This is a genomic window from Myxococcus xanthus, from assembly GCF_006402735.1.
In the GTDB taxonomy this organism is placed as follows: domain Bacteria; phylum Myxococcota; class Myxococcia; order Myxococcales; family Myxococcaceae; genus Myxococcus; species Myxococcus xanthus_A.
The window spans coordinates 5,572,414-5,596,597 of record NZ_CP017174.1 but is presented as its reverse complement, the minus strand read 5'-3'; the positions used below and the strand labels follow the sequence as shown (position 1 = coordinate 5,596,597).

Sequence of the window (24,184 nt, the reverse complement as noted above, 5' to 3'; positions counted from 1 at the left end):
GACCGCGCCCAAAGTCCGAGGAGACAGCAGATGAGCAGAGCGAAGCGCCCGTACGTGATTTGCCACATGGTGCCCTCCGTCGATGGGCGCATCGTCACGACGGGCTGGAAGCTCTCGTCGCGCGCCCTGTCTGAGTACGAGCGGACGGCGGAGACGTTCGACGCCGACGCCTGGATGATTGGCCGGATTTCGATGGAGCCCTACGCGGGGAAGGCGAAGGTTCCAGTACGCAAGGCAGGGCAGCCGATTCCGAGGACGGACTTCATCGCGAGGCGCGACGCGGAGTCCTACGCCATCGCGCTGGACCCCTCGGGCAAGCTCACCTGGAAGTCGGGCTCCATCGATGACGAGCACGTCATCACCATTCTCACAGAGCAGGTCTCTGACGACTACCTGGCCTTCCTCCAATCAAAGGGCGTCTCCTACCTGTTTGGCGGAAAGACGGAGCTGAACCTGAAGCGGGTGCTCGAAAAGCTCCGGAAGGACTTCGGCATCAAGCGGTTGCTCCTGGAGGGCGGCGGCAAGATCAACGGCTCCTTCCTGGTCGCGGACCTGATTGACGAGCTGAGCGTGCTGATGGCTCCCATCGCGGATGGCTCCATCGGAACGCCTTCGCTATTCGATGCGGGCGAGGGCAGGGGACCGGTCCGCCATCTGAAGCTGGTCTCCGCCGAGCCGCGGAAGGGCGACATGCTCTGGCTGAAATACAAGGTGCGCAAATCAGCATCGAAGAGGTGATGAGCAGAAGGGGGCCGGGTGGACTGCCACGCTAGCGGCGCCATGTGTCGCGGGCGCCGCCAGCGGTACCCTGGGGCGTGGTGCGGAGCTCGGATGGGGGCTCGCGGCCCTGCTTCCGGTACTCATGCACGAGCGCCTCGATGATGTCCGGTGGTTGGATGGAGCGTCCCGCCTCACGCGCAATGAGCGCGGCCGTCAACACCACGTTGCGAATCTGCCCTCCGGCCAGGTCAGCTGTCGCCGCCAGTCGGCTCAATTCCTTGGCGGGAAGTTCGTGCGCCATGCCCAGGTGCGTGGTCCAGAGCGCGCGCCGCTCGGCGGGTCCGGGCAGGGTGAAGTCGATGATGGCATCGAGGCGGCGCGTAAAGGCTGAATCGAACCGGCTCTTGCTGTTGCTGGTCAGGATGGCCACGCCGTCGAACGCCTCGATTCGCTGGAGCAGGTAGTTCGTCTGTGCGTTGGCGAACCGGTCGTTCGAGTCCTTCACGTCGGTGCGCTTGGCGAAGAGCGAGTCCGCCTCATCGAAGAGCAGCACCAGGTCGGCATGCTCGGCCCGCGCGAAGAGCTGCGAGAGGTTCTTCTCCGTCTCACCAATGTACTTGCTGGTCACTGAGGCCAAGTCCACGCGGTAGAGCGGCAGTCCGAGTTTCGTGGCCAACCAGCCCGCGGCGAGCGTCTTGCCCGTGCCCGACGCGCCCATGAAGAGTGCCCGGACACCCGCGCGATAGCGCACCGTCGCGGAGGGGCCCAGGCCGTGGACCAGATCGTCCCGAGCGCGGCACCGCGCCAGGAGCAGCTCCAGTTCTCGTTTCACCTGGGGCACGAGGACGATGGCGTCGTCGTGGATGGCGTCCATCAAGGGCTCCGCGAGCGTGCTCATGCCCTCGGATTCCGCCACCCACGCCGCTGCGAGCACGTCCTCAAGCTCGGGCTCCGGCCGCCCATCCAGCTTTGCCTTCTGTCGCGCCAGCCGGCCAAGTTGGGCAATCCGTCCTGCTCCCTGGCGGTGCCGTCGGGCCAGCTCCTCCGCGAGCTCCGGTGCACCCAATGAGGACTCCCACAGTGCTCGCCGTTCATCGCTGGGAGGTCGTGGAACGGACCAGCGCAACACCGCGCGGTCCGCAGCGTCGAGCGTGCCCTCTGGACCGGTGATGGCCAGCACAGGGCCGCCGTAGTACGGCAGGTTGGGAAGGACCTTCCGCTCACCGGGCCCGAGCTCGTGGACATGGATGGGGAGCAGTCCTCGCTGAAGCAGGAAGGGCCCCAATCCCGGCTGTTGCTCTGCTCCGAGGAAGAGGGGTGCGCGCCCGAGCGACATTGCGACCGCGGCCGCCACGGTGCGGGTTTCAGAGAGGGACGTGCCGCGCAGCACGAGGGTCGACCGAGGCTTGTCTGCGAGAAAGCGCGCATACCGGTGCACGCCATCCATGATGGAGGGGGGCAGCGGTACTTCCATGTGGCGGGCCGAGCCGAGCGTTGCCCCAGGCCAGGTGACGTCGTGGCCGGACAGCGCCAGGAAGAGCGGCAGCGGCATGGCCAGCGTTTGTTCACACAGTGGCAGCTCCTCCCGGAGGCGTGTCAGCAGCCCACTGCCCAGTGCCGCTCCGGCGGTGAGAAGGAGCAGGGCCTCCTGGCTTCCGGAAGCGGCCGGCGCCAGCGCGCTGGAAACCAGTCCCAGCGTTGGTCGGGAGGCCCCCACGGGCGCTTGAAGGTACGCGACGGCCCGGCCCACCATCGGGTCCTGCTCGACGGCAGCGACCAGGACCACTGCCAGGAGTTCCACCAGGGAGAGCCCGAGCGCTTCGCCGAGCATGACGAGTCCAGCATCCTCGGAACCCGGACGCGTGAGGCGCTCCCGAGCGCGAGCGACCCAGTCCCGCCCTGTTGCATCCAGGTGTTGTCGCAGGAAGCGTAGCTCGATGGCCTCTCCATCCCCTGAGTCCTCCTGTGTGAGGGCCAACGCCGCGAGGACCGTGGTGCGAAGGGGCAGGGAGGACGTCGTCATGCTCCGGTCTCGTCGTATTGATAGTGGTACTGGATGACGCGGGCGAGCCAGGGAACCCAGCCCGGGTTGATGTCGAGCCCCGGGCGGCGGATGCGGATATCCACCAGCGAGGAAGCGAAGACGATGTCCAGATGCGTGCGTGTCGCGACGAGACGTCCGGGACGGAGGACGAGCGCTCTCAGTCCCATGTGTGCCAGTCGTCGCGTGACGCGGCCCACCGCGAGGAGGGCCGCGCGCAGCATGAGGGTGGCGTCATCCCAGGGGAGTCGATGCGCCAGGGGCGTCGTGAGGCATCGGTCGAAGGGTGGGGGCAGCGCTTCCGCGTGAGACGTCGAGGCGAGCGGTACCCGGGTTCGTGCATCGAAGGCAACGCAGCGCCCGGTGGGTTCGCGGACGAGACGGAACGGTGCTCGCGCGCCGACGCCTGCCTGGAAGCGCCCGGGGAGGACGAAGGGGTTGGGCTCGGGCAACGGCGCCGCGGCCTCTTGGAGCACGCGGAACAATGGGTCCGTCGAGGGAACACCCAGGCGCTCAGCGACGTGACGGAGGAAGCGCTCCGGGATTCCAAGGTCGGCAAGGGCCGGGTGGCCCGCAAGGAACTCCTCGAGGCCCAGTGCGTTCAGCATGGGCACGAGGAAGAGCAGCCCCCCAGCGGCTGTGGGGAGCGCTTCCTCCGTCACGTAGCGCAGGGGCGTGTCCTGAGGCGTGGTTCCGATGTCTCCGGGCGCCCCGTCGGTGTCCTCAGTCGCGGGACGCGCCATCCGCCGCGGAGCCGCAGTCGCACCCACCGGAGACGCGGGTGTGGCTTGCAGGGGCTTCGTTACGTCGTCGGAAGAAGGCGCGCCGGAAAGAGCCCGCGGCGATGGAGGTGACGACGCGGCGATGCCCGGAACCACGCCCGTAGCGGCGGGGACAGTGCGTGCGTCCGGCTTCGGAGGGGCTTGTTCGAGCGGTTCCCGTGGAGTGGGCAGGTGTGCCGTAGGGGAAGCCTGGAGCGCCCCCAGCACCCGCCATGCCCTCGACGGAAGATCGGGCGCGGCTACCCGGGATGGCATGCGTGTGCAGAGCGCCACCGCGGCCAGCCACAAGGCACGGGCGTCGCCGGCTCCCCAGGCTCGTGCCCAGCGAGCGAGCGTACTCCGGAGCGGTTCGGAGACCTGCTCCGTCGAGCCCACGTCGTCCAAGGGCAGCCGCGGCGCCGGGCGGGACGGCAGGTGCCCCCACCAGGCTCGGGCAAGCGCGGGTCCATCCTGCCATCGCAGCGCGCCCAACAGAGGGGCCAGTGCGCCGAGCGCGTGCAGCTCGGAGACGAGCGTCACCCCGGCGGCATGGCCAGGCCTCGTCCGCAAGGCGCTGGCGAGCGCGAGGCGGAGCGCCTCGTCTCGGGACGTCCCCGGGTGCAGATCAGGAACGGCCAACCGCCAGAACCAGGCGTCCAGGGGCAACCCTTGGGCAAGCCGGGTGGCCAGCATCACGAAGGGTTCCAGTTCATCCTGGAAGTAGACCGCCTGCGCGGTGGCGGCGGACTGCGACCTCGCATGCACCGCGAGCAGCGCCAGCTCGCGCACGCGTTGCTCCACGGCGAGCGAGAGCGTGGCCGGGCTGCGGTCCGCGTGAATCGTTCCGAGCGACAGCTGGCGGATGACCAGCACTCGGCCCCCGGGCGCATCCGGAAGGGATGCGGTGCGCAGTGCATCCTCCAGGAGGACAGCCCCTCGTCGGACGAGCGCGGGGCTGGCCGCCGCGAGCTTCACCTTGCGCACTCGCCGTTCCGCGGTCACCGGAGCAGTGTCCGTCGCGGCGTCGGGAGCAGGCCGCCTCGCTGCTCGGGCTCGGAGAACTTCGCCACCGTCTTCTCCGCGAGGTTCACGCTGGCCGCGCTCGTGGAGAAGACGCGCGCGCGGGCCATGCCGGTGCCCAGGTCCTCCACCACGGCCTGGACCGTGTGAACGCCGGATGCGAGCAGCACATGGGTGCCCACTCGGATGCGCGATGGGTCCACTTGCAGGTCCAGCACCGTTCCCACCCTGGCCGGAGCTGGCTTCGGCAGGTGCCCGGCGACGATTTCTCCCACGGGGGCGTGGCTCGCGAGCAGCAGCGCCGAGCGCACCAGGTCGTTCATCAGCGCCACGGCCTCGGTGCGTGACGGGTTCATCTGTGCGAAGAGCCAGTCCACCAACTCCTGAAGCTGGCGCCGGCTCGTGACTTCCAGCGTGTTCCACTGGGGCAGCCGGGCCAGGTCCCTCAGGTCCCACGGCGCGTCATACTCGCTGAGCATCGACGCCCATTCCATCCGGACGCGTGGAGGCACCTCGCCGAAGAGGAAGTAGAGGTACGTGGCCACCTTGGCGGTGTTCTCCAACTCGCGGGCCGCGGCTTGTGCGACGTCCGGCCGCCCGTGCGCGGTGTCCATCAGGTCGCCGAACGAGGTGATGGGCAACGCCAGCTTCACCAGCTCCGCCCAGCCGCGGTGGACGAGGCTGGCCAGCTCCAGCGTCGCGGTGACGACCCTGGCCTGGGAGACAATCTGGCTCTGCGCGGTGAAGACACGGCTCACGCCTTCACCCGAGCGGCTGGGCGCGCGGGTGATCTGGGGCAGGGCGGGCGGCACGCGCACCGTGGCGCGCTGCCGAGCCCCTTCCAGTGTCCGGTGGACGAGGTCCAGCCGGTCCAGGCGCTGGAACAGCAATGGTCCCTGCGCGAACCAGTCTAGCGGGGCGTCGCGCAGGAGCTGGATGAGGGCCCAGAGTTCTGGAGGCGCGGCGCGTGTCTCCGCGAGCGCCGCGGGCAGCTCCGACTCGTAGATGCCGGTGTCCAACGCGCGGACGGGCGTGGCGCGGTCCAGGACCTGCTCTCTCGGCCGGTGGTAGACGAGGAAGCGAACGTGCTCGCGCAGCACCTGGGTGCGTCGTTCGTTGATGCGTTGCAGTCGGGCCTGCTCCTCGGCCAGGAGCGCGCGCGCCACCATGACGTCCTGGCGGGACTCGGAGACTTCAGTGCCAATCACCGACAGGCGCTCGCCTCCCCGTGTCTCATGGGCCTGGAGCACGCTCACCAGGCGCCCGCCTTCCTCCAGGGCCTCCCGGTATTGCATGACGCGGTCCTCGAGGTTCCGCAGTACGGCCAGCACGTCTTCGAGCTGGGCCACGGACATGGAGAAGTAGGTGGCCTCTTCCGCCCGCGTGGGCACCTTGGGCGCCACGTAATCGGTGAACACCAGGTTCCAATCCTCCGCGGTCAGGGCACGCAGCTCGCTCAACGGAATGCCGATGCGCGGCTCCGGGGGGGGCGTTGGCTCTCCGGTCACCGGTGGCACGCGCGACCTCCGCCACGGGGGAACCTTCACGTTGGGGACCTGCACGGCCTCGAGGTTGAACTCCATGCCGGAGAGCAACGTGAACAGCTTCCCGAGCACCTCTCGCTTGATGGCCATCGCCGAGTGAAGCGTGCCGATGACGGGCGATACCTTGAGGAGCCGGTCCCGGAGGTTGGATTGATCCAGGTAGCGGACCGTGGACCAGCTCACCTTGCGCTTCGCGTTCAGGACCCCGATGAACTTCTCCACGTCCGTCAATGTGGCGACACGCGTCTCTGCCTGCGCGACGTCGGTCAGGACGGGAGACGCCGTCATCACGGCGGAGTTGGTGCTGCCCAGCATGAGCTGGCGGACGCGATGGATTTCCGACTGGACCTGAAGGAAGGCCGCGTCCACGGCCTCGTCGACTCGCTGGATCCGGTTGGACAGGTCGCGCATCAGCCCACGCAGGCCCAGGGTTCGCTGGGTGGTGTGGAGGGGCGAGCGCACCGGCCGATGCCACAGGAGGTTCTCACGCGCCCTGACAATCACATCCAGTTGGTCGCCGCGGCGGATGGCCGCGGGCGCGGAGCGTGCCACCTCGGTGCCGAGCGTCTTCCAGGGCGTCCAGGTGGTGCCATCGAACCGGGCGTACCGGATGCGTCCGTTGACCGCTCGGGACAGGACATCCAGCACGCCCTTGCCTGGCGCGGACAGCGCGGCGGTGAGCGAATGGCTGCCGCCCAGGTCCTTCCACTCGCTCCACACCAAACCGTTGAAGCGCCGGTGCAGCAGGGAGCTGCCCGTGAGCGCGACCAGATCCACGGTGCCGTCATCCGGTGAGGCGCAGGCCTTGAGCCAGCGAATCTCCCGGCCCAGCGAGTGGTTGGTCCAGACCACCGCGCCGTGCGTGGGGTCCGGGGAGACGGTGACCTGCTGGATGTTGCGCTGGGCGTCCAGGAGGAAGGCCATGAGCTGGCCCCGTGACACCACCGCCGAGATGGGCTCGCCCTTGAACGCGAGCGGCGTCTCAAAGGGCTTCGGCCGGATGACGCGTGAGGCAGTGACGGTCATCCACCAGAGTGAGAGGACCTGCCCTCGGAGGGCCTGGTAGAAGACGTCCGTGCGTCCCTCGGAGGGAGACACCGCGGCGGCATCTCCCATGACGTCGCTCGCCAGCACGCGAGGGCTGCTCCAGGGCTGATTGCTGACACGGGTGTCCAGGTAGGTGTTGTGCAGGTTGCCCTGGTCGTCCCGGAAGTAGACGTCCAGCCGCCCGCGCGGCCACATCGCCGCGACGGGCACCGAGCGTGACCTGACCCTGCCCTGAAGCACGGGCGTCACCTTGCTCCACGCCCGGCCGTCGAAGGTCCGGTAGCCCAGCGTCCAGAACGGTCCCCGGAACAACACATGCGCCCGGTCCTCGGTGGAGATGACCACGGGCGCGGAGGTGAGCTGTCCGGCGAACTCCTGCCGGGGCGTCGGGTCTCCCTGCGGCCGAGGCAGCAAATCGGAGCGCGCATCGACGGCCAACCCCCAGGACGGCTCGAAGTGGTTCTGGAGGTAGGCCTCGGCCGAGGGCACCGTCTCACCCGACGTTCCGTAATCCTCTTCGGTGGGGTTCGTCGGGTCGGCGGCGGGGATGTAGCGCGCCTCGTCCGGGTCGGCTTCCGGGTCCACCAGGGGAAAGTGCTTGCCGGTGGCGCCGTACAGGTTGTCCTTGAGGGTGCTCATCCGTGCACGCACGACGATGCGCCGCTTCAGCCATCCGCCCAGGCGCTGAAGTCCTTCTTCGATGGCAGCGAGGAAGGCGGGGTCCAGCGGTGCGTCATGCAGCAGCCCCGGCTCATAGACGGCGCCAGGCACGGGGACGAGGATGCGAACGCGCTCCTCTCGGGTGATGTCCAACGGCTCCAGGGCCGCGCTGGCCATCGCCACCGTGTCGAGCTGTTCCAGTGGAATGGGGACCGCCTCCAACTCGAACCGGTCGGGGAAGAAGCGCCGCGTCCATGCGCGGTAGTCCACGGCATCCGGAGGCAGCACGCCCACGGGCGGCAGGCGGCGGAAGTAGAGGATGGCCTTGTCCTGGGCGAGCCGCTCTGGGGGAAGCTCCGCCAGGTGGTCGTTGAACTGGAGGATGCGCGCCTGCCACAGCACGGGCGAGCCGCGGGATTTCAGCAACGCCGTGCGCGCGCGTGGCAGTCCACCCGCCCGCGCCACCGCATGCCGGTCGACGAACAACGCCTCGGGACCGTCCGGACCCTCCCCGAAGCCCATCAGTCCAAGTGGAACGCCCGCGTGCTCCCAGGGGGCGAGCTGTCCACTCCGGCGACGGCGTTCCCGCTCGAAGAGGCTGTACACCAGCCGGCTGCGCCAGCGCAGGGAGTAGTCCTGCGGCATGTACCAGCCCTCGGGCCAGCCCCAGAGCACCAGCGCCGCGCCTTCCGTGCGCACCGCGTCCTCGAAGGCATAGGACTCCGGGTCCACCTCGCAGGCGCCCGTCTGCGAGGCCGGTGGCGTCAGCACGGACGTGGTGGGGACCAGCACCAGTACCGCGGCTTTGGGAAACGGCGGAGGGTCCGCGGGGGGCTCCTCGTTGGCGAGTGCCTCCAGGGAGAACGTGGAAGGGTCCCGGTCTCCTGGGAAGAGGGGAATCTTTCCCAGCGGGGCGCGGAGCTGCCGGCGGACGATGACGTCCTCGCCTGTCACGGCGATGCCGTTGCCGGGCCGGACATGAATGAAGGTCTGCGTGCCCACCCGCTCCAGATGCACCTCCAGCCCGGCGACGATGCCCGGCGTGAGGTGCTGGCCCAGGAGCGCGAGCCTCCCCGCGCGATGTTCCTGTTCCAGCGCGAGCGCGTCCGCCGACACGGCGCGTCCCGTGAAGAAGTGGGCCCTCCTCCGCCACTCGGCGTCCACGCCGAAGGGCGCCATGCGTGGCTCCACGCGGAGCACATGTTCGTTGGCCAGTGGATCCGCAATCGGCTTGGTGATCATCTCTCAGCTCCGCAGCGCCAGGAACGCCTCGTCGAGCGACACGCCTTCATCCAGCAGCTTCTTCAGCTCCGTCACGAACGTGGCGTAGGCCGCGGCGGTGAGCGTCATCACGTAGGCCCCGATGTCCGGCATCCGGTAGGACGCGGCCAGGGTGGCCAGCGGCACGTTCAGGAGGCTGGGTGCCGCCTCGAGCCTCGCCAGGCCCTGCTTGACGGTGGCAGGGAAGCGGTTGAGCGCGGCCATGTACTCCTTGTGCTGGAGGCGCTCCAGCCGCAGCGTGGCGGAGGCCAGGCCCGCGAACTGCCATCGCGTGGTTCCGTGGGCGAGCGTGTTGAGCACGGGAACGAGCTGTCCAATGGCCATGGCGGTGCCGCGCTGGGGCAGGGCGGAGAACTCGTCATAGAGCTCCGCCTGCCGGAGCTTCTTCACGAGCTCCTCGAAGTGCTGCTCGCCGTCGTGGTCCTCCGGCTCGGGCAGCGGCTGGCCCGCCGCGGAGTGGTGGTACGGCAGGCTGCGACGGCAGGCATACCAGAGGGTCCGCGAGCCGGAGAGCAGCTCGCTCCACGCCGCGTCCACCAGGTCTGTCACGGGCGCCTCGGGCACGGGCTGGACCTGCCAGCGGCGCGTGAGGTCCAGCAGGGCATGCGCGGGCAGCCGCCGCGCCACCTGTCCCACCGCCGCCGCCCGCAGCTTGAGCGGCGCCGCGCGCAGCACCTCGCGGAGGCCCTCCAGCCGCTGCGCCATGCCATGGCGCGCCACGGGCACCATCACCAGGACGGACACCGACTCCAGGGCCTCGCCCGTCTGCGTGAGGTCGATGGGGGGCAGTTGAAGGGACTCGTCGAGGATGGCGCCGAGCTCGTCCTCGGCCACCACCGTCAGCTCGACGTCCACTTCGGGCGGGAAGTAGAACTCCGTGAGGCTGCCCGCCTCAATGGCCGCCGCGGGCAGGGTCCCCGCGGCGGGCAGCGTGAAGAAGTGCTCGCTTGCGAGGAACCGCTCGCTCTGGCCCGCTGCGCGACGCGCCTGGAGCACCTCCTTCAGGTGCTGCTGATATTGAAGCGCGTGGGCTTCACGCAGCTCCCGCGAGGCCACGCCGAAGCCCACCACGCTGCGCTGTTCGGCGCCCACCTCACGTCGCACCAGGAAGGTGTCCAGCCAGCGGAGGGTGCCTCGGTCCAGTGCCAGCATCGCCAGCGGCAGCGCGTCCACGGGGAGGTTCCGCATCCCCGCACCGGCGAAGACTTCATGGGCCGCGCGGCCGCGGCGCGTCTCGAAGGTGCCGCCGCCCACCGGGTCTGGGTAGGGGATGAGCGTCAGCGCCACCGCCTCGATGATGTCGCCGTCCTGCGTGGTCCGCGCGGCGCCCAGCGACGTGGGGTACGAAGCAACCGGGTTCGCCGTGTACTCCACGGGGCGCAGCACCAGCACGTACAACCCAGACCGGCTCCGCGCCAGCTCGCGCGGCACGGGGGCGAGTCCGAAGGCCGCGTCCAGCCGCTGAATCTCCGGGATGTCGTCAAGGCGGATGCCCGTCAAGTCACGAGGCACGACCACCAATTCGCCGCCGGGTGTCAGCCCATGGCCCAGGCGGACGGTGAGCGTCGTTCGGTCCTGGCTGGGCGTGACGGTCAGTCCGTGCATCACCCCGGTGCCATTGGCCCGTGAGAGGTCTGCCTGCCGCGTGAGGAAGTAGTTCTGCTCCCGCGTGAGGTCCTTCGCGGTGAGGAAGCGCCCGTCGAAGAAGAAAGAGCGCACGCGCCGGTCGTCGTGCACCATTGCCCGGGCGGTCTCCAGCGCTTGTGCCGTCTCCCAGGTGAGCTTCTCCCGGGCGGGTCCACTGGTTGGGTTGAACACGGTTATCCCCCTTCGAGAGAGTCGGGCTTAGAAGACGCCCATCCACCGGGCGAGCGCGGCGGTAGAGAGGCTGAAGGGCCTCAGGTCATTGTCGACGTAGACATTCCCCTGCCGCGTGGGCCGCACCTCCGTGCCGCGCACGTCCTCCACGTCCGTTGCTCCGATGACGACGCGGGCGAGGAAGACCCACGCGGGATCCCTCATCTTCAGGTCGGGCTGGGTCGGGTCCGTCAGCAGCGAGGCTGGGATGAAGGTGTCGCTCCACAGCTTCGCCAGCTCTTGTTCGCGGCTGCCTCGCCAGGCGCTGAAGATGGCCTGCCGAAGCTTGAGGCGCCGTTGCACCGGGTCTGGCTCGTCCACGGGGTCCGGGAAGGGGCTCTTGGGGACTTCCGGAGGGGGATACGCCGTGGAGCGTGGCACCAGTCGCAGCTCGTAGCCGTCGCGAATGCGCGAGGCGACCACGGCGTCCATGGCGTCGAAGGGCCCCGCCGCGAAGGCAGGCGTCTTGCCGCGCTCGCACTGGAGGAAACGCAGGAAGAGGTCCGCCACCACCCCCGTGGGCGGAAAGCCCGCGGCATCGGGGCTCAGCCGGTACTCGGCGGGGGTGAAGACGCCGAAGTCGGCCATCTCCAGCGGCTCCTGCCAGTACCAGCGGTCCAGCTTGAGACACGCGTCCGTGGGCACTTCCACCAACCGGCCGAAGGGGTCCAACGCGAGCCCGGCGGACACCCGGAGCTCCTCATGCTCCGGCTCGGTGCCCTCGTGGTGACTCACCTTGAGTCCGGCCACCGTCCCGACGCCGTGGAGGTACGCCAGGGCCCGGGTGAGCCGGCCTCGGTGATAGGTCTGCTCGGCGGTGAAGTCTCCCGCGTCCAGGAGCACGCCGGTGTCGTAGTGGAGCCGGTCTCGCGTCTCCGCGTCGAGCAAGGCGTCATTCGGGGGCGACATGGTCATCAACCTCCTTCCAATCTGGGGTCCAGGCTCGACGGGCGTTCGATGACGTCCGCGAGCCCCAGCACGCTGTGGCCCACCCGCACCGAGGTGGGGGCGGGGGCGGGCCCGACGTAGGTGTCCACGCCCACCAGCGACGCGACTCCGACGAGCAGCGGACGGCTCGCGGTGATGACGGAGACCTGCACGTGCGCGGGGGCCTCCTGCTCCGCCACCTTCCGGATGAGGCCCAGGGTCCGCGTGTCCGTGCCCTGGTGCACCAGCACCGTGAGCCGGTGTGCCAGCCGCTCCAGGAGCTGCTCCACCGCCTCCGCTTCCGCCCGGGTCCGCAGCGTTTCGTCTCCGAAGACGGCCAGGAACTCCTTGCGCGTCTCATCCCCGAGGAAGAGCGTGTCGCCCACGTAGGAGTTCCCGCTCCGGGCCAGGCCCGGCAGCAACGGGTCCTCCGCGTCCGCGAGGTCCGCGCCGAGGATGGTGGCCAGCGTGCGCCGAAGCCGGAAGTCCTCCACCACCACCACCGCGCCTCGGTTCACCGCGCCGTCCGTGACCAGGTCCAGCGCCAGGCGCAGGCCCTCGACGCAGCCGCGCCGCCGGGCGAGCGCGGGCGCGGACCGAAGCATCGCGCGCCGCTGGCTTTCGCCCACGACGGGGTCGAAGGAGAGGCCTACCCAGCTCGCGAGCCACTCCAGCGAATCACCAGGCACGTGCCCCGGGTCGGTGAGGACGTGCGCATGGGCGATGCGGTCCTCGATGGGCGTCAGCACACCCTCGACGATGCCGAGGAAACGCTCCAGGAAGTCCGCGGGAGTCGCCCGGCCGGCGGTGTCCGCGTCCTCGCCGAAGAGCTCCTCGCGATAGAGGGACGGCAGGTAGTTGTCCACGTAGGAGAAGCGCGATGCATACGCGCGCAGCGCTCCCACTTCGGGCGTCCTGCGGCCGTCGCCGAACAGCTCCACCCGCACCCACAGGTACCGTCCGGAGAGCGCACGCACCTTCGTGTGGGCGCGCTGGATGAGGACGGTGAACAGGCCACTTTCGCCCGGGGCCGGCGGCGCGGGCAGCATCCCCGGTTGGAACGGCACCTCCGACGGCAGCGGTACCCAGCTCCCGTGCGGGACGTCTGGATGAACAGGGGCTTCCGGGACGAGGCCCAGGCGATGCTCGTGCCAGTGCGGCGAGGCGCTGGGCGGAGCGAGGGGCGCGTCGGTGGCGGCGAGCCAGACGCGCACTCCGGTGCGTGGGGGCAGCAGCGCCTCCACGTACAGCCGGTGCCACACCGTGCGCCCGTCGCCCGAGTCGAAGGGCCGGTTCGGCGGGTTGGTGGCGCGGCCCTGCTCGGCGCACCGGGGCAGCGACAGGGCTTGAAGCGGCACAGGCGCCATGTCAGCGAGCCCCGGGGTGACGGCGTGGTGCGGAGGCTGCGCCCCCTGGAGAAAGGGACCCCCGTCATGGCCGGGCAGTGGAAAGTAGTCTCCCTGGGGAATCGCCTCTGACGCACCGGCTGGGAGCGCGTAGGCCACCGCCTCCACCTTGCCGTCGTCGAGCAGCGACAGCACCACGGCGCGTCCGTCCGGAAGGATGGCGAGACTGAAGGGCCGCAGCACGCCCGGCAGCGCGACGGGCGTGGAGAAGCGGCCCGTGTAGAAGCGCAGCCGCGCGTATGCCGCGTCCGCGGGGACACCCGCGAGCGCCGGGTCCATGACCCAGCTCAGCACCGCCAGCCGTCCCTCGGTGTCACATGCGAGTGCCACCGGCACTTCGCCAGGCCACGCGAGCGTCTCCAGCATCCGGGTCCGAGGCGGGTCCGGGTTCTCTTCCGTGGGACGGAACAAGCCGGCGCCTGAGGGAATGGACAGGATGTCCGGGAGCGGCTGCCCGTCCACCCGGCCGAGCACGGCGGGAGGTGCGTTGGGCGCGAAGGAAGGCGGACCGCTCAGGACGTAGGCGCCACCCCGCGGGTCCGCGGCGATGCGGTGCGCGGCGATACCCTCGGCTGGGAACACCACGGCGGACCACACCTTGCGCAGGTGGAGCGCCACCACGCGCTGGGCCACCGCGAGGTAGAGGACGCCGCCAGCTCCAGGTGACAGGTCCGTCACCGCGCCGGACAACCCGACCTGAGCGGGCTCGAATCGCAGGGTGGTGCCAGCGCCTCCGCCCGCCGCGCGCACCTGCCCGGCCACGTCGTCCCACCACGCCCACGTGCCGAAGGAGTCCACCGCGCCTGGTACGCGAGCGAGCCTGGGCTCGAGCACCGCGAGGTCGAGCGCTTCATCGAAGGTGCGGGTCTCCCCCAGACTTCCCAGCCGGAGCGTCCTGCGCTTCGCGTCGTAGAGGCACACCTCTCCCGCGGAGACCGAGCTCTCAGTGGCCCAGTCCTGCGCGTCCGCCAGCATGTAGAACCGGAGGCGGTTGGCGTCCATCAGCAGACCTCGGGGACCATGGGCACCGCCACGCCCGCCTGCGAGGAGTCCATGCCAACACTTCCCTCATCGCCGATGCCGTGGAGCATCGTCGGCACCTCCCCGTCGGCATTCACCGCCACCTTGAGCAGCTCCGGGAGCTGCCAGTCCGCGATGGACAGCTCCACCGGCGTCGTCGCGGTGCTGCCCTTGAGCTGGAGCCAGCTCGGGTTGACTGGACCCTCGGCCTGACGGACGGAGGGCGCAGGGGGCTCCACCGTGAAGCGCGCCACGTCGGCCGTGGCTCCGGCGCGGCGAGGGTCTCTCAGCACACGCGTCACCGTTCCCCAGGCGAAGAGGCTCACCCCGGCGATGCTGGCCACTCCGGGGACCTGCGCTACCGCCACATAGAGCTCCCGGTCCTGGACGTCCCGGCCCAGCGGCCAGCCCTCTCCGGTGGGGCCTCCCGCCGGCAGCGGGAAGATGAAGCGGCGCACGGCCTGCCGCACCGCCTGCACCACTGTCTCCCTGCCAAAGCCCTCGCGCACGGTGATGCCCACGCCAAGCCCCAGTGGGACGTACTCGCAGCCAATCACGTAGAGCTCGGTGGTGAGCGGACGGCGCGCATCCAGGTAGGCATGGACGGCTTCCAGCAGCGGCCGGTCCGCCCGCGGGTAGGGCGGCTCGAGCCGCGTGGCCGTGGGCAACACCATGACGGAGACGACGCCGGGTACACCGTCTCGCCGACGCCTTGGCTCGAAGCGGGGCAGCACCTCCACGCGCCCCAACTGCACGCCGGGGGTGCTCGCCGCGAGCCGCCGGTAGTCCTCCTCCGTCACGGCCCGGTCCACGTGGCGCAGCAGCGCGGGGATGCGGCGCTCGGCCTCCGCCAGCGTCTCCGCGTCCCGGCCACCCAACGTGGGCTCCGGCTGCTGCACCCGCAGCCCCGGTGCGGGGCTTCCATCGACCCGGAAGGCGCTGATGTCTTTCAGGCTGCCAGGCGGGAGATTTCCCGCGGCGCCGCCGCCGCTGCGCATCCGGGCCACCAGCACCTGGGCACCCGCAGGAGGCACGCGTCCTCGCACACCGTCACCACAGCGGGCGGCGCCCGCCTCGGAGTCCAGGGCGTAGACGGGCTCGTCGCGCCGGGCCAGCGCGAGGTCTTCGATGAGCCGCCACTCGCGGTATCCCGCCCCTGGCTCTTCGATGAAGAGCTGGAAGGTTGCACGCTCCACGGAGCCGGAGGGCAGGCGAAACTCCTGCTCCGCGCTGCCGTCGCTCTGTCCAATCAGGCGTCCGCCGGTCGTCTCGCGCTGGTCCACTTCGACCGCGTTGATGTCCACCCAGCCCAGCGCGAAGCGCTCCGGCTTTCCGCTGGGACGCAGGCGCAGCCAGGTCACCAAGCGCGCCGCGACCCTTGGGTCGTCCAGGCGGGGTGGCCGGTCGCCCAGGCCGGCGCGCGAGTCCGTCCTCACGTCATTGACCGGCGCGCCAAGGTCGGATGGCAACAGCAGCCGTACGACGCCCCGGCGGGACAGCTCCTGTGTCGAGTCCGCCACGACGGTGATCCGGTGGTAGACCGGCAACCCGTCCGCGGCGGGCGTGCCCGTCACCTCCCAGACGTGCGGCAGCCGGCCACGCGCCCCGAGCAGCTCGGACAGGGCGGGCACCTCCATGACGGGGGAGACGCCCACGCTCAGGACGCGAGGTCCCTGTCCATTCCCCTTCGTCAGGTCTTCGCGCAGGGCCGCCACGTGTTCCGCCTTGGGGGCGAGCAGCGCGAGCCACAGGCTTCCGTCCACCGTCTCCGTCACCAGGTCCAACCCGCGCGGGTCAGCGGCGCCGAGGGGGAACACGGGCGTCGTCGCGTAGAAGCCGTGCTGGGCCTTGGGGTCCAGGCCGTAGACCTGCGCGAGCCGGGGCAGCATCGACGCGTGCTGCTGACGCTCCGTCTCCGTGAGCGGGCGCTTGCGATACGCCTCCGCGGTGAGGTGCACCACGGTCAGCTCATCCAGCGTTTCGAAGGGCACGGGCTTGCGCAACGAGGCGAAGGCCCGCAGCGACACGGACGGCTGGAGCACCTCGGTGTCGAAGTGCACGCTCACCACGCCGCTGGCGGCCTCGGCGGGACGCAGGCTCGCGCCCAGCAGCCGAAGGAAGGCCAGTCGCTGGCGCTCGGGAATCAGGTTGGCGCGGTAGAGGATGGAGTCCGCCAGCCAGGCGAAGAGCTCCAGCAGGGTGCGCCCCGGGTCGCCCACGCGGGCATGGGTCCACTCCGGGGTATGGCCCGGGATGCGGGAGAGCAGCTCCTCGACGAGGTCCGGAAAGCTCCTGTCGTCGAGTCGGGGAGGAATGATGGGCATCTAGCCTCCGAGGTCCATGGCGAGCCCGAGCTGCTGCACGTCACCCGTGCGGCGCAGGCGGTAGACGATTTCCACGCGGACCTGGGCGGGCAGGTCCGCCAGCTCCAGCACGTCCACGCGGATGAGTTCCAGGCGCGGCTCCCACTCGGTGAGCGCGCGCTGCACCAACTCCTGGATGCGCCGGCGGGTGGATACGGTGTTGGGCTGCCCCATCATCCGCTCCAGCCCGGCGCCGAAGCCCTGTCGCATGAGCTGCTCGCCGGGACGCGTGCGGAGGATGACCTCGATGGACTGACGCACGCTGGCTTCCAGCGAAGGAAACGCCAGCTCGCCGCGTTCGTCCGGAACGAGCCGCAGCGGAAAGCCCACGGGAGGGCGCCTGTCGGGAAGCTTCGGGCTCATGGCGCGGTCAGTCCTCGAACCGCTCGCGCAGCGAGGCGGGAATGGGGATGCAGATCTTGATGAGGGCAATCCAGAAGAAGACGATGTTCAGCAGCGACAGGAAGAGGTTGAGGACGATGAAGGCGCAGAGGGTGATGATGGGAATGTTGAACCCACACAGCCACCCGATGCCCTGACCCGCGGGGGGACTGGCTGAGCCTTCAAGGAAGTCCTTCGGCGAATTCTTGTTGAGCAGCTCGTTCATCCCCGGCGGCACCTGGAAGGTGACGTTGGGCTTGAAGGCGCTCAGGTCCTTGAGTGACGGAAGGGAGATGAGGACGGGCGGCCGCTTTCCGCGCTCGTGCCAGGCGGCGATGGTGAAGGGGGCGCTCTCCTCGCTCCAGACGATGGCGGGTGGGCAGCCATCCTCGCGGTGGACCCGGACGAAGGCCCTGGCGACGTAGCGCGAGCCACGCCGCTCGAAGCGCCGCTCGGGAGGGATGAGGTCCCGCATCCGCGGCGCGGTGGCGGCCTTCGCCGCCTGGAGGATCTGGGCTGCATCCGAGGCATTGGGATGCGTCCACGAACGAGGCAACACCACCGTGCCCGTCTTCCCCTGGACGAGGACGTCCGCCAGCCCGGCGAGCGCCGTGCCCGCGGGCCGCTTCTGGCCGTTGCCATAGTCGAGCTGCACGCGGTTCATCGCCGTCATGAGCGCGGGCACCTGGAAGGCGTCGAACACCGCGGCCAGTCCACGCAGGAAGTCGATGAACAGGGAGAGCTTGTCGTGCTTCGCCTGCGGCAATCTGCGTTGGGCGACGTCCTGGTAGGTGACCGACAGTCCTTCGAGCCCTGTCCAATCCACCGTCTTTCCCGCGGCGAAGTAGGGGGACAGCAAGCTGCGCACCTGCGCGTCGTCGAAAGCGTGCCCTGTGTTGGATGCGCCCTCGGGTGCTTCACCGCTCGCCACCTGGAGCAGTCCGTACAGCACGGTGCGCTTCGCCGCGGCGCATGCGTCGGGCGGCGCGATGAAGAGCGATGTCACGGTCTCCTGGTCCCGGCTGGTGGCCCGCATGAGGCGCAGCAGCTCGCGCCGGACGTCCGCGGGACCGGAGCCCGCGGGCCCTTCGCGCCGTTTCGGGTCGGGGTCGCGCTCCTGTTCCTCTCCGTCGAGCACGACCCAGCCGGCGACCTTGCCGTCCCGCCGCACCCAGGCCTCGCGCGTATTGCCCGCTCCCACGCGGCGGATGACGAGCCCCGCGCTTTCGATTCGGGTCGCCTCGACCCGGGGCTCACCGAACACGTCGCAGCAGGCCTCCAGCAAGGCCACGTTGAACACCCCGTGAACGGGCTGGAGCAGCTTGAGCCCCTGGGGGTTGGGCGTCCCATCGGAGATGAAGGTGCCCGCCAGCGCCTTGCGGCCTTCCTCGGACCTGAGCTCGCCGAAGATGGCTTGAACGAACTCCTGGTCCAGCCGCTCGATGAACGCGGGAGCGCCGCGCTGGGCCGCCAGCGGGGCTCCGGTGGCTCCGTCGAAAACGAGCCCGCGCAGCTTGACGGGGTGGCTCACCATACGTTGCCCGCCCCTGGCGTGTACGTCACGCCCATCACCGAGTTGGTCTGCAACACGTCGCACTTCACGATGCCCGTGAAGGACGACATCGCCGCGTTGACCGTGACCTGACCGGCGCTCACCTCCACCTCACTGGCGGTGACGGACACCGTGGTCGCGGCCCGGACGGTGACGCCCTGCGAGGCGAGCGTGACGGTGTTGCCTGCTGCTTCCAGCGTGATCTCGCCCCCGCTGGACTGGCTCAGCGTGGCGCTCACGCCTCCGGGGACTTCCAGGGTGATTTGCGCGGTGCCCTCGCTCGCTTCGACGATGGCGATGCGGCTGCCGTTCCGGGCCTTGATGACGTAGCGGTCCACGCGCTTTCCACCGGGTGTCTCCGGCGGACGGGCGCTCCCGTTCCACAGGCCCCCCACGACGAGCGGCTGGCGAGGGTCTCCGCCGGCGAAGACCACGGCCACCTCGTCATCCTTGTCCGGGAGGAAGAGCGCGCCCCAGCCACTGCCGGAGAACGGCACGGCGACGCGCGCCCACAAGGCCACGTCCGCATCGGCCAGGCCCTCGGGCGCGGTGAGCAGGCGGACTTGAACGCGCGCCAGGTGTTCGGGGTCCTCCACGGACACGACCTTCGCCAGATAGGTACCGAGCATGGCGCCAAGCAGGCGGTGCTCCTGCGAGTGTGCGGTGTCGGTCATGGCTCTCCCAGGAAGGCGCACTCGGCCTCGAAGTCCGTTTCGTAGCCGTGGAGGGTGTCGTAGCGGTGGCTGGCACGGACCACGTAGTAGGTGTTGTCGAAGCGAGCGCTCAGGCCGCTGAGCCTCACGTGGGTCCCCACGCGGAGCGCGGGGGTGCCCTCCGCGGTGGCGTCGATGCGGACGAAGCGCCGGGCGCGCGCATCGAAGGCGGCCCTGGCGATGGCGGTGGCCTCGTCGCTGGTGGACATGGGCAGCGAGCCGAGGTGCTCTGTCCGAGGGCCCAGCGTCTGCTGGAGCAACTCCGCGCCGGTACGACCCGCGCCTGGGCCGGGTCGCGAGCCGGAGCTCTGGCCGGAGACCACGGCGCCCTGGATGGCGTTCCACCCGGAGCAAGTGACTTGGGTGGCCTGATGCGCCAGGTCCGCCGTGACGCGCACCCGGCGCAGTTCAGAGTAGAGGGTCAGCTCCAGGGTGCCCCGGCGCACCGCGCTCCGTGCGGAGACGTGGAGCTCGTCACCCGTCACCTGCAGGTCCGCATCCCGCGTGGCCAGCAGCCGCCTCACGAAGGCCAGGTCGCTTTCGTTCCACTGGACCTGGAGGCCCAGGGACTCTCGAAGGCCTGTGATGATGGGTGTCAGGCCCAGGTCCCGGGCGAGCTTCTCCGCCAGTTCTGCCAGTGTGATGTCGCTGTGGACGTGCGTGCGCCGCGCGAGTCTTGCTTTCTGCAGTGCATCCTCGGCGAGCACGACGAACTCCGGCGCGGAGTCGTGCGAGAACACGGCTTCGATTCCGGTGATGACGCCGCGAAAAATCTCCTGAGGGGCGCTCTCGGGACCGGTGTAGATGCCGATGGGGGCCCCGAGCCTGAGCAGTTGCTCGTCCTCGAAGACCTGCTCGGCCACGGTGTCGGCGTAGCGCGCGACTGCCTCGAAGCGCAGCTCGAGCGAGCACAGGCCGCCTTCGGCTTCCTCGACCCGCATGCTGCTGACCAGACCGGTCACGCGTGCGTCGGCTTTGCCGAAGATGCGCACCGTGGGGCGGTGATGTTCTGGCTGTGACGTGGCGTCAGTCATGGGGAACGGGGAGCGGACTCAGTCGGCGAAGAGCCGGGCCTTGCGTTGCGTGATGAGCCGGATGGCGCGGGCAATCGCTGTTGGATCCACAGGAGGCGGCGTGAGCGCTGGCTCCGCGGTCGGGCGCTGGCTCGCGTCTGGCGTGGAGCCCGAGACGACGGACCCCTGGACCTCGTCGAAGACGATGGACATGGCTCAATCTCCCTCGAAGCGGAGGCGGCCCCGGGGGGGCAGGGTCGCGCCGAAGCGGGGCTTGGTGACCCGGGCGCGTCCTCCGAGTTCGAAGAGGCCGTCTCCGGTGGTTTCGTAGGTGTAGGTGTCCACGTGCCCGGTGGAGCGCACGGTCTCCATTCGGACGGAGGTGCGAGGAGGACCGGCACGCAGTCCCGCGAACGCGCCTGCTGTGGCGGAGAGGCCCGCGGAGGCCTGCGCGCCAGACCAGGCATTCGCGGTCCAACCCGAGCCGGATGCCCCCGTGGTCGCGGGGAAGTTGGCTCCAGCGGAGAAGGACGCCCCCGCGGAGAAGATCGGGCTCGATGCGGATGTGCTGGCCCCGAATGAAGCGGAGCCTTCCGCCATGGCCCCCGCGTTGAACGAGGCGCTGCCTCCGAACGAGGCGCCTGCTGAAAAGGCGCCACCGGCGGAAACGCCCGCACCCGCGCTGAACCCACCTCCAACGCCGAACCCGGCACCCGCTCCGATTCCACCCCCCAGGCCCGCGCTCAGGGCACCGCCTGTTGCAAACGCGGTGGGCGGGGCCAGCGGGACGGAAGGGTCGACGGTCATCACGTCCTGGCTGGGGAAGCGCGGATTGTCTTCACTGTTCTGCTCCGCGACGGCGCGCGAGATGGGCTGGTTGCGCGCAGCGGCCATCTGCCGCGAACTTTCGCCTTCGGCTCCCCTGGAGAAGACGCGTTGCTGCCGCGTCAGGCCCACCGAGACGGTCGAGCGCAGGGGGATGCCATCGGACGCGAAGAAGTCGATGGTCTCCCGATAGGTGTCCACCAGACCGGTGAATTCGAAGGCGCCCCACCGGAAGGTGACGTCCGGAGGAATCTGGCTCTTGGCGCCCATGAACTGCGCAATGCGTATCGTGTGGTCGCAGACGTTGGCGCCCGTGCCGGTGGTGTCGAAGACCAGCTCCATGGTGAGCTTCGCGCTGCTCTCCGAGACGAACTGCTGGTTCTCCTGGCCCTGGGCGTTCTGGAGCTTGTTGGTGACGGTGTACTGGAGCGAGCTCGGGTTGAAGTGCACCAGCACCTCTTCGCCGTTGCTCTCGTTGATGAAGCTCGCGCTCTCGGGAGTGGTGTCTGGCATGGCGCGCTAGTCCTCGAGGGAGAGTCCTTCGTGCACGAGGTGCAGCTCTTCGATACCGACGTCCGTCGCGCGGGCGTTGAAGTCGGCCGCCTTGAACTTCACCGGCATGGCGCGCTCCAGCTTGTAGGTGAGCACCGTCTGGGTCCCTCCGTCCTCCGACGGGGCCTTGAGGCGGATTCGCACGGTGCACCGGTACCCGTAGTCGCCGCCCGTCACCCGCATGAACCAGCGAGCCAGCCGCTCGCCCGACGAGAGGCCTCGCTTGAGCACCACGGTGCCAAAGCTCACCGGCCCGGCGCGCTGCACGGCGCCCAGGTTGTGGCCGCCCACGCGAATGGCCTTGGGCTCCATGGTGGCTTCCAGACCCGTGCACTCGGAGAAGGCCCCGTCCACGGGAGCCTCTTCCGGGCCACTGCCCGACAGCGGCTCGGGCTGGAATGTGAGTTCGAAACGGAAGGTGTGCAGGGGCCAGAGGTCTCCGCTCATGCGGCTTCCTCCTGCTGGAGCGACACGTCGCCCTCCAACGCGGAGAGAAGGACGTGCACCCGTTCGATTGCCGCCGCGGGAGCCAGCTCCACCAGCGCGATGAGCCGCCCGTTATCGAGGTCGTCCTGCGTCATGGTCGTCCGGTCACACCGCACGGAGAACGCCTCGCGCGGCGTCGCTCCTCGCAGTGCGCCCTCCGCGAAGAACCGGCCGAGCACGGACTCCATCCGGTAGCGCAGCGCCAACCAGGTGTCCTCGTTGGAAGGTGAAAACGTCAGGTCCGCGCCGAGTTGCCTCGCCGCGCGCAGCACCGAGGAGATGAGCCGGCTCACGGGAGCCTGACGGTGGCTGACCCTCTGGCTGGACGTCACGTCGGACAACACCTGCATCCCGCGGGGCGTGGGCCCCAGCAACGTGACGCGCTCGCCCAGTGCGCGCAGCGGCGAACCCGGCTCGCGCGGTTCCTGGTCCAGGCGTGTTGGGATTGGGAAGACCTCCCGTACCTCCGCGAGCCCCAGTCCCAGGGCGCTTCGGAAGGTGCCGCGGAGCAGTGCGTTGCGTGCCAGCACCCCCGTCAGCGTCCCGTCAGGGGCCGCCAGCCGCTCCGGAAGTCCCTCCGAGGACGCGGTCCGCAGCCACGGATAGGCGAGCTGGATGAACGCGCTCTGGAATGGGGTGAGCACTCCGCTGGCATGGAGGAACGCGCCCAGGTCCTGCGTCGCGGCGCGCTTGCCCGCGGGAGTATCGAAGACCAGGCTTGTCGAGGGCAGCGGCAGCGCCGCGACCAGGTGCGTCTCCCGCAGGCGCCTGTCGCGGAGGAGTTCGGCCACTACGGCGAGGAAGGCCGCCCAGTCCAGGTAGGCGGTGAGTCCGCAGCGAGGCGCCGCGCGCTCCGGTGTCTTCCACTCGGACCCGGTGGCCGCGCCATGCGTGGCGCATTCCACGAACCCGGGGGCGCCTGCGGGTGGAAGGCGGGGGATGGGGAGTGGCTCGGGCGCATCCGCCACCAGCTCCGGCAGGTCTGGAAGGCAGAGGAAGGACACGTCCTGCAGGCCGAACAGGTGGGCCGCGCCGTGCCACGTCGTGCGGTCCACGGCGGAGGCGGAGTGCTCCATGCCGGGAGGCGCCGGCAGTCTGCTTCCCGGCAGCAGCAGGTTCAGCCGCCCGAGCCGCGTGGCGCGTTCCGCCCCTGGAGTGAGCGGGTCCGCCATGCGCACCACGTAGCACTTGCGCCCGCCCTGGACGAAGAAGGCCTGCACCGCCGCTCCCAGGGCGGTGAACTCGTCGGGAGCGGTTCCGGTGCGGGCTCGCCAGTCGAAGAGTCGCTCGAAGGCGGCGAAGCTCTCGAAGGGCAGGGGGACGTCGGTGAGCGGGGCCTGCGGGTCGTTGGGGTCCACGCGGAGCGTGGGGGCGGTCATCCACCCCTGCTCGAACAGGTAGCGCGACAGCGCGGTGGGCACGGACGCGCCCGGGCGGCGGCGGACGAAGCCCACGAAGAGGGCCACGTCCATCCGCTCGGGCGCGGTGGGCGCCACGCGCTCTGTGACTTCGAAGGTCAGTCGCCGCATGGCCCGGGAGCTCCCCCTGATGCTCCGCTCAGTCCACGTCCGGGAAGCCCATCCGCACCGTCTCCGCGGCGAGGACGAGCTCTTCCATGGCCACGTCTCCGCCACCCTTGGCGGCCAGCGTGGGGCCGGTGAACTTCATGGGCGTGACGTTCACCAACTTCCAGGACTGCACGGGGTTGCGCGCCTCGTCAAGCAAGCGGATGGTGACGGCGGCCTTTCGGCCCAGCGGGCCGTTGCGGCGGACGTCCTCCACCCACGTCCAGATGGCCCGCGAGTCGACGACGCCACGCTTGAGGGTGACGTCGCCCGTCTTGAAGGCGCCGGGCACCTTGCGCACGTGGTTCTCCGGGTCGTTGCCCTCGCGGTACTCGGAGAGGGTGACTTCGGTGCTGAGTCCGGACACGTCGGAGAACCCACCGAAGGACGTGCCGTCGAAGCTGATTTCGAAATTGAAGGCGCCGTAGGGCGTGGGGCGGGTAGGCATGG

General features: G+C 69.9%; 17 protein-coding genes. 1 reads left to right on the top strand and 16 read right to left on the bottom strand.

Translation table 11 applies throughout. From position 1 onward, the window contains the following. The first annotated feature begins 30 nt into the window (after positions 1 to 30). Complete coding sequence (locus BHS09_RS22845; protein WP_140798991.1) at positions 31 to 738, top strand: RibD family protein; 708 nt, start codon at positions 31 to 33, stop codon at positions 736 to 738. A 31-nt stretch (positions 739 to 769) separates the two neighbouring features. On the opposite strand, the gene BHS09_RS22840 is transcribed toward BHS09_RS22845, so the two are convergent. From BHS09_RS22840 to BHS09_RS22770, 16 genes are all read right to left on the bottom strand, one after another. Then, complete coding sequence (locus BHS09_RS22840; RefSeq protein ID WP_140798990.1) at positions 770 to 2,743, bottom strand: ATP-binding protein; 1,974 nt, start codon at positions 2,741 to 2,743, stop codon at positions 770 to 772. Further along, positions 2,740 to 4,506: a hypothetical protein gene (locus BHS09_RS22835; RefSeq protein WP_237079778.1), complete on the bottom strand. Its 1,767-nt coding sequence runs from the start codon at positions 4,504 to 4,506 to the stop codon at positions 2,740 to 2,742. Before BHS09_RS22835 ends, BHS09_RS22840 begins: the two co-directional genes overlap by 4 nt. A gap of 14 nt (positions 4,507 to 4,520) precedes the next feature. Then, on the bottom strand, positions 4,521 to 9,035 hold the full coding sequence (locus BHS09_RS22830; protein WP_140798987.1) for a DUF8189 domain-containing protein: 4,515 nt from the start codon (positions 9,033 to 9,035) through the stop codon (positions 4,521 to 4,523). A gap of 3 nt (positions 9,036 to 9,038) precedes the next feature. Continuing rightward, positions 9,039 to 10,892 carry a hypothetical protein gene (locus BHS09_RS22825; RefSeq protein ID WP_140798986.1) on the bottom strand — a complete coding sequence of 618 codons (1,854 nt, stop codon included), beginning with the start codon at positions 10,890 to 10,892 and terminating at the stop codon, positions 9,039 to 9,041. Positions 10,893 to 10,919: 27 nt separating this feature from the next. After that, a complete protein-coding gene (locus tag BHS09_RS22820; protein ID WP_237079777.1) occupies positions 10,920 to 11,840 on the bottom strand; it encodes a hypothetical protein in 921 nt (306 codons plus the stop codon). Between the two features lie 5 nt (positions 11,841 to 11,845). Continuing rightward, the gene (locus BHS09_RS22815) at positions 11,846 to 14,266 is read right to left on the bottom strand and encodes a phage tail protein (RefSeq protein ID WP_140798984.1); all 2,421 of its coding nucleotides are present in this window, start codon (positions 14,264 to 14,266) and stop codon (positions 11,846 to 11,848) included. After that, positions 14,266 to 16,608, bottom strand: a complete 2,343-nt coding sequence (locus tag BHS09_RS22810; RefSeq protein ID WP_140798983.1) for a putative baseplate assembly protein — start codon at positions 16,606 to 16,608, stop codon at positions 14,266 to 14,268. The genes BHS09_RS22815 and BHS09_RS22810 overlap by 1 nt, the downstream gene beginning before the upstream one ends. After that, positions 16,609 to 17,010 carry a GPW/gp25 family protein gene (locus tag BHS09_RS22805; protein WP_140793188.1) on the bottom strand — a complete coding sequence of 134 codons (402 nt, stop codon included), beginning with the start codon at positions 17,008 to 17,010 and terminating at the stop codon, positions 16,609 to 16,611. Positions 17,011 to 17,017: 7 nt separating this feature from the next. After that, positions 17,018 to 18,562 carry a hypothetical protein gene (locus tag BHS09_RS22800; protein WP_237079776.1) on the bottom strand — a complete coding sequence of 515 codons (1,545 nt, stop codon included), beginning with the start codon at positions 18,560 to 18,562 and terminating at the stop codon, positions 17,018 to 17,020. Then, positions 18,556 to 19,254: a phage baseplate assembly protein V gene (locus BHS09_RS22795; protein ID WP_140798981.1), complete on the bottom strand. Its 699-nt coding sequence runs from the start codon at positions 19,252 to 19,254 to the stop codon at positions 18,556 to 18,558. The genes BHS09_RS22800 and BHS09_RS22795 overlap by 7 nt, the downstream gene beginning before the upstream one ends. After that, positions 19,251 to 20,234, bottom strand: a complete 984-nt coding sequence (locus BHS09_RS22790; protein ID WP_237079775.1) for a phage late control D family protein — start codon at positions 20,232 to 20,234, stop codon at positions 19,251 to 19,253. Before BHS09_RS22790 ends, BHS09_RS22795 begins: the two co-directional genes overlap by 4 nt. A gap of 111 nt (positions 20,235 to 20,345) precedes the next feature. Then, a complete protein-coding gene (locus tag BHS09_RS38910) occupies positions 20,346 to 20,519 on the bottom strand; it encodes a hypothetical protein (RefSeq protein ID WP_174258868.1) in 174 nt (57 codons plus the stop codon). Between the two features lie 3 nt (positions 20,520 to 20,522). Then, entirely contained in the window at positions 20,523 to 21,644 is a 1,122-nt protein-coding gene (locus BHS09_RS22785) for a CIS tube protein (protein WP_140798978.1), read from the bottom strand. A 6-nt stretch (positions 21,645 to 21,650) separates the two neighbouring features. Further along, on the bottom strand, positions 21,651 to 22,130 hold the full coding sequence (locus tag BHS09_RS22780; protein WP_140793178.1) for a phage tail protein: 480 nt from the start codon (positions 22,128 to 22,130) through the stop codon (positions 21,651 to 21,653). Beyond that, positions 22,127 to 23,698: a phage tail sheath protein gene (locus BHS09_RS22775; protein WP_140798977.1), complete on the bottom strand. Its 1,572-nt coding sequence runs from the start codon at positions 23,696 to 23,698 to the stop codon at positions 22,127 to 22,129. Before BHS09_RS22775 ends, BHS09_RS22780 begins: the two co-directional genes overlap by 4 nt. A 28-nt stretch (positions 23,699 to 23,726) precedes the next feature. Continuing rightward, positions 23,727 to 24,182, bottom strand: coding sequence for a phage tail protein (locus BHS09_RS22770; RefSeq protein WP_140793174.1), 456 nt, complete (start codon positions 24,180 to 24,182; stop codon positions 23,727 to 23,729). Positions 24,183 to 24,184: the final 2 nt, after the last annotated feature.

What these genes read in the sequence shown, in the direction of transcription:
- BHS09_RS22845 (WP_140798991.1), top strand. Translation starts at nt 31, where the DNA reads ATGAGCAGAGCGAAGCGCCCGTACGTGATTTGCCACATGGTGCCCTCC.
- BHS09_RS22775 (WP_140798977.1), bottom strand. Translation starts at nt 23,698, where the DNA reads ATGCGGCGACTGACCTTCGAAGTCACAGAGCGCGTGGCGCCCACCGCG.
- BHS09_RS22780 (WP_140793178.1), bottom strand. Translation starts at nt 22,130, where the DNA reads ATGAGCGGAGACCTCTGGCCCCTGCACACCTTCCGTTTCGAACTCACA.
- BHS09_RS38910 (WP_174258868.1), bottom strand. Translation starts at nt 20,519, where the DNA reads ATGTCCATCGTCTTCGACGAGGTCCAGGGGTCCGTCGTCTCGGGCTCC.
- BHS09_RS22790 (WP_237079775.1), bottom strand. Translation starts at nt 20,234, where the DNA reads ATGCGGGTCGAGGAAGCCGAAGGCGGCCTGTGCTCGCTCGAGCTGCGC.
- BHS09_RS22820 (WP_237079777.1), bottom strand. Translation starts at nt 11,840, where the DNA reads ATGTCGCCCCCGAATGACGCCTTGCTCGACGCGGAGACGCGAGACCGG.
- BHS09_RS22770 (WP_140793174.1), bottom strand. Translation starts at nt 24,182, where the DNA reads ATGCCTACCCGCCCCACGCCCTACGGCGCCTTCAATTTCGAAATCAGC.
- BHS09_RS22840 (WP_140798990.1), bottom strand. Translation starts at nt 2,743, where the DNA reads ATGACGACGTCCTCCCTGCCCCTTCGCACCACGGTCCTCGCGGCGTTG.
- BHS09_RS22800 (WP_237079776.1), bottom strand. Translation starts at nt 18,562, where the DNA reads ATGGTGAGCCACCCCGTCAAGCTGCGCGGGCTCGTTTTCGACGGAGCC.
- BHS09_RS22810 (WP_140798983.1), bottom strand. Translation starts at nt 16,608, where the DNA reads ATGCCCATCATTCCTCCCCGACTCGACGACAGGAGCTTTCCGGACCTC.
- BHS09_RS22815 (WP_140798984.1), bottom strand. Translation starts at nt 14,266, where the DNA reads ATGGACGCCAACCGCCTCCGGTTCTACATGCTGGCGGACGCGCAGGAC.
- BHS09_RS22830 (WP_140798987.1), bottom strand. Translation starts at nt 9,035, where the DNA reads ATGATCACCAAGCCGATTGCGGATCCACTGGCCAACGAACATGTGCTC.
- BHS09_RS22805 (WP_140793188.1), bottom strand. Translation starts at nt 17,010, where the DNA reads ATGAGCCCGAAGCTTCCCGACAGGCGCCCTCCCGTGGGCTTTCCGCTG.
- BHS09_RS22785 (WP_140798978.1), bottom strand. Translation starts at nt 21,644, where the DNA reads ATGCCAGACACCACTCCCGAGAGCGCGAGCTTCATCAACGAGAGCAAC.
- BHS09_RS22795 (WP_140798981.1), bottom strand. Translation starts at nt 19,254, where the DNA reads ATGACCGACACCGCACACTCGCAGGAGCACCGCCTGCTTGGCGCCATG.